The organism is Azospirillum formosense, from assembly GCF_013340925.1.
Lineage (GTDB): Bacteria > Pseudomonadota > Alphaproteobacteria > Azospirillales > Azospirillaceae > Azospirillum > Azospirillum formosense.
Genome location: NZ_WHOR01000389.1, coordinates 1 through 4,071 on the forward strand (window position 1 = coordinate 1; position 4,071 = coordinate 4,071).

Genomic DNA, 4,071 nt, shown 5'->3' on the forward strand with positions numbered 1-4,071 from the left:
GCGGGCCGATTGGTTGGCGGGGCCTCCTGCCCGGCGCGGGCGTGTATCCAGGCCGTCTGGAAGGCGGCCAAAGCCTCGTTCAACTCGCCGCGCAGCGGCTCGGACGGGCAGCGCAGATAGCGGTCGAGCAGGGCGTGCAGGGAGTCGGCGGTGGGGGGCGTGGTCTCGGGCATGGGGCGGTTCCGTGGTCGGCGTGGTCCGGCACCGCAGCCATAAACGCAAGGGGCGGGAGAAGACAAGGGGCTGAAAAAGAAAGGCTCCGCCGCTTCAGGGAGCGCGGCGGAGCCTGTCGAGGAGGCACAATCCCCTGTGCTGCCTGAATTCAAACACGCGGGCCCGGCCGCCGGTTCCCCTCTCCCTTCCGGGGTGACCCGCAAGGCGGCGGTCCGAACGCCGGGGCGGCGCGTTGTCAGCCACAAGAGTTGCCAGCCGCAAGACACGCTTTGCCGTCGAAAAGGGGAAACGCATCGTGGAGAAGGGATTTCAGATGGCGGCGCGGGCCATGTATTTTCTGGCCACCATCGTGCTCATCCTGTTCGCCCTGGTCTTCGTCGGTGTGGCCGCCTATTCGGTGCTGCACAGCCTCGCGTCCTTTGACATCGAGGCGGCGACGCACCGGCTGCTCGACGGGGTCGGCATGATCGTGCTGGCCATCGCCATCTTTGAAATCGCCAAGTACCTGTACGAGGAGGAGATCGTCCGCGACCGCGAGTTGCGGCACGCCGACGAGGCCCGCCGCACCCTGACCAAGTTCCTGACCACCATCATCATCGCCGCCAGCCTGGAAGGGCTGGTGCTGGTGTTCGAGGCGCGCACCTCGGACATGAGTGCGATGATCTACCCGGCCATCCTCCTGATGGTCATCGTCTTCATGGTGCTGGGGCTCGGGCTCTACCAGCTCATCAGCCGACGGGCTGAGACCATCGACCCGAAGGAGGGGGATTCCTGACGGCCCCTCGCGTTCCAACATTGCTGGAAGGAGTTGTTGATCCCTCCCCAGCCAGAGCGGAGCGCCCCCATGTTCGACCCCGCCCAGATCGGCCGCATTTCCCCGGTGGAGCAGGCCGATGCCCTGCGCACCCTGATCGCCGTCTTCGCCACCGCGGTGGTGCGGCCCGGCGAGAAGGCGCCGCGCAACGCCGTCAGCGCCGAGATCGTCGACATCCTCGACGAAGTTCCGGCGGAACGGGTGGAGGCGGTGGCCCAGCTCTTCACCATGATGGCGCTGCGGCTGCGGCGGAAGGGACGGCCGCGCCGCACCGCCTTCCGACTGACCCTGGAGACGGCGCTGCTCGCCCGCTCCTACGTCGGGGAGCCGGCGCCGCAGAACGAGACCAGCTACCTGTCGTCCGACCGGCCCGGCCTGGGAACGATCGACCACGCCTGCAACGAGATGCTGGAGCGCATGGCCGGGGTGCCGGATGAGGACCAACGGGCGTGGCTGACCGCGCAGGTGATCGCCACCGGCCTGATTGACGCCGACCGCCGCCACCGGCTGGGCGGACCCGACCGCGATCTCGGCGACATGGCGGTGGCGGAGTTCCTGCTGCGCACGGCGGCCCAGTATCTCGCCGCCACCGCCGTCCGCACCCCGCCGGCGGAAGGCAGAGGCTGAGGCAACCGGGACGGAGTCATTGCAGGGCGATGATCGCGGCCATGGTCGCGTAGCGTTCGATTGATTGGGAAGACGGCGAGCGCATCGCCTGCCGGGTGATGGCGAGCTGGTTCTCGTGCGAGACCGGCTGGCGCACCCCCAGATGGGCGACCACTTTGGCGAGCGGCACGACGTGGGCCGAGGACAGCTCCCAGTTCACGATGGCGCCGCCCGCCGGGCGTCCGGGCGTGACGGCGGATTGCGCAACCCGCAGGGTGATCGAGGACGCCAGCGACTCCAGCCCGGTCACCGGGACGAAATACAGCGTGAAGCTCCGCGAGGTGGGGCGCCAGGGCTCCGCCGCCCGTCCGTCGGGGAAGGCGAGGCCGGTCTGTTCGTGGAACAGGCGCTGGAGCGCCGCAAGCGGGCTGGTGACGCTCTCGTAGCCGCCGCCGGGAACCGCCCATTGGCCGGCGGCATCGACGACCCGCGGCTCCGCCGGGCCGCGCCCCCACCACGTGCTGACCTCGCGCCGCCGGACGATCAGGACCTTCGTCCCCTCCAGAAACGCCACATGGACATGGCGCATCGCCTTCCCCCGCATCCTGTTGGCTACGCTGCCGGAGACGGATGGGCGGGGCAGGGCGTGAACGGACTAGGGAGCGGGGACCACGCGGTTGCGCCCTTCGGCCTTGGCCCGATAGAGCGCGGCGTCGGCCACCCGGAGCGCGTCGTCAACGCCACCGGGGGCGTCCGGCACGATGGGCGCGACGCCGAAGCTGGCAGTCATGCGGAACGAATCGCCGTCCGGTCCCATCTCCTGCGCGGCGACGCGTTGGCGCAAGCGCTCCGCCACGACCGACGCATCCGCCGGCGCGGTGTTGGGGAGCAGAACCACGAACTCCTCCCCGCCGTAGCGCCCGATCAGGTCGCCGGGGCGCAGGGCGCCGTCCAGCGTCCGGACGAAGCGCTGCAAGGCCTCGTCGCCGGCGGCATGGCCGCGGCTGTCGTTGATGCGCTTGAAATGGTCGATGTCGGCGATCAGCAGGGACAGAGGCTGCCGCGACCGCCGCGCCCTTCGGATCTCCTCGTCCGCACGGTCCAGAAGGGCGCGCCGGTTGGCGACGCCGGTCAGCGGGTCGGTCTGCGCCTGCGCAACCAGCAGCCGGTGCATTTCGGTGATGCGGCCGCCCGCCTTCAGCCGCGCCTTCAGGTGGGCGCGGTTGACCGGCTTGTGGATGAAGTCGTCCGCCCCGGCGTCCAGCGCCTTCATCTCGTAGAAGGGTTCGTCATGGGACGTCATCAGGATCAGGTAGCTGTAGGCGGTGCGTGGATCGGCCTTCAGATGCCAGCACACCTCCAGCCCCGACAGCCACGGCATCTCCCAGTCGATGATGGCGATGTCGAAGGGTTCGGCCTGGGCACGGTCCAGCGCTTCCCGGCCATCCCTGGCCAGGATCACCTCATGTCCGTAGGACGCCACCTGCTCAGAGAGCATGGTGCGCATCAGGACCGTATCGTCGGCGATAAGCACGCGCATGGCGGGAAACTGCCTCATACCTTCGTCTGCGGTCAATGAGCAGTGGACATCCGCAGCGTCATTTTCAGGTGTCCGTCCCTGCCGTCCTATCGCCTTCACGGTAATGTTGCGCCTAAGGTCGTGGTCGCTCCGATGCGGTCCTTGCGGCATAGTACGGGCCGAACGGGGCGCCCATGTCCGGGCGCGCAACGCAAGAGGGGACAGCATGGCCCGCTATACGGGCGTCTACGGATTTCCGGAATCGGCCGACGGCGCGCGGCGTCTGGCCGAGGCTCTGAACGTTCCCTGCCACATCGCCGAACTGCACCGCTTCCCCGATGGGGAGAGCCTCGTCCGCCTGCCTGAACCCGTTGAGCGGGCGGTAATCTACCGCTCGCTCGACCGTCCGAACGACAAGCTGGTGGAGCTGACGCTGGCCGCCTCCGTCCTGCGCCGCCAGGGCGCCACGGAGCTGTGCCTCGTCGCCCCCTACATGGCCTACATGCGCCAGGACGCCGTGTTCCGTCCCGGCGAGCCGGTCAGCCAGACCGTGATCGGGGATTGGTTGGGCCGGCTGTTCGACCGCTTCGTCTGTGTCGAGCCGCACCTGCACCGCACCCACACGCTGGACGAGGTGTTCGTCGGGCGCCCCTCCGTCTGCCTCAGCGGCGCCGGGGCCATCGCCGAGCGGTTGCGCCATGACGGGGTCGCGCCCGACGCCGTGATCGTCGGCCCGGACGAGGAGGCCGCCCCGCTGGTCGAGGCGGTGGCCGGGCCGCTCGGCCTCACCGCCCTGGTCGGGCGGAAGGAGCGGCGCGGCGACCGCGACGTGACGGTGACTCTGCCCGCCGCCCGCGCCGCCCGCGCGCAGGAGAAGATGGTCTCGCCGGAGCTGATGACGTCGTCGACGATCACCACCGGCCGCCCGGCCAGCGGCGCGGGCGGCGGGGGCGGCGTC

General features: G+C 69.7%; 5 protein-coding genes. 3 read left to right on the plus strand and 2 right to left on the minus strand.

All coding sequences use genetic code 11. The annotated features are described in order from the left end of the window. Window positions 1–469 precede the first annotated feature (469 nt). Together GBZ26_RS27870 and GBZ26_RS27875 are read left to right on the plus strand one after the other, a co-directional pair. Complete coding sequence (locus GBZ26_RS27870) at window positions 470–949, plus strand: hypothetical protein (RefSeq protein WP_104675404.1); 480 nt, start codon at window positions 470–472, stop codon at window positions 947–949. Between the two features lie 69 nt (window positions 950–1,018). Then, entirely contained in the window at window positions 1,019–1,615 is a 597-nt protein-coding gene (locus GBZ26_RS27875) for a hypothetical protein (RefSeq protein ID WP_174441584.1), read from the plus strand. Window positions 1,616–1,631: 16 nt separating this feature from the next. On the opposite strand, the gene GBZ26_RS27880 is transcribed toward GBZ26_RS27875, so the two are convergent. Then, entirely contained in the window at window positions 1,632–2,183 is a 552-nt protein-coding gene (locus tag GBZ26_RS27880; protein ID WP_174441585.1) for an NUDIX domain-containing protein, read from the minus strand. A 66-nt stretch (window positions 2,184–2,249) separates the two neighbouring features. Then, window positions 2,250–3,134: a GGDEF domain-containing protein gene (locus tag GBZ26_RS27885; RefSeq protein WP_174441586.1), complete on the minus strand. Its 885-nt coding sequence runs from the start codon at window positions 3,132–3,134 to the stop codon at window positions 2,250–2,252. A gap of 205 nt (window positions 3,135–3,339) precedes the next feature. On the opposite strand from GBZ26_RS27885, the gene GBZ26_RS27890 reads away from it, so the two are divergent. Beyond that, on the plus strand, window positions 3,340–4,071 hold a 732-nt coding region (locus GBZ26_RS27890), incomplete at its 3' end, for a ribose-phosphate pyrophosphokinase-like domain-containing protein (protein WP_247884928.1).

Excerpts from the sequence above, each read along its gene's own strand:
- GBZ26_RS27880 (WP_174441585.1), bottom strand. The coding sequence starts at position 2,183 with ATGCGCCATGTCCATGTGGCGTTTCTGGAGGGGACGAAGGTCCTGATC.
- GBZ26_RS27885 (WP_174441586.1), bottom strand. The coding sequence starts at position 3,134 with ATGCGCGTGCTTATCGCCGACGATACGGTCCTGATGCGCACCATGCTC.
- GBZ26_RS27875 (WP_174441584.1), top strand. The coding sequence starts at position 1,019 with ATGTTCGACCCCGCCCAGATCGGCCGCATTTCCCCGGTGGAGCAGGCC.